Source organism: Neisseria sp. P0013.S005 (assembly GCF_051958425.1).
Taxonomy (GTDB): Bacteria; Pseudomonadota; Gammaproteobacteria; order Burkholderiales; family Neisseriaceae; genus Neisseria; species Neisseria subflava.
The window spans coordinates 1-272 of record NZ_JBQCVL010000059.1 but is presented as its reverse complement, the minus strand read 5'-3'; the positions used below and the strand labels follow the sequence as shown (position 1 = coordinate 272).

1 protein-coding gene is annotated in these 272 nt (G+C 55.1%); it reads left to right on the top strand.

What is annotated here, in order from left to right; genetic code table 11:
• The coding region (locus tag ACTHTA_RS11490; RefSeq protein ID WP_440364823.1) for a hypothetical protein at positions 1-272 on the top strand (272 nt) is incomplete at both ends.

Genomic DNA, 272 nt, shown 5'->3' with positions numbered 1-272 from the left:
GGTGCTAAAGGCGATACTGGTGCAACTGGTGCTAAAGGCGATACTGGTGCAACTGGTGCTAAAGGCGATACTGGTGCTACTGGTGCTAAAGGTGATACCGGTGCTACTGGTGCTACTGGTGCTACTGGTGCTACCGGCGCAACTGGTGCAACTGGTGCTAAAGGCGATACTGGTGCTACTGGTGCTACTGGTGCTACTGGTGCTAAAGGCGATACTGGTGCAACTGGTGCTAAAGGTGATACCGGCGCTACTGGCGCAACCGGCGACAAAGG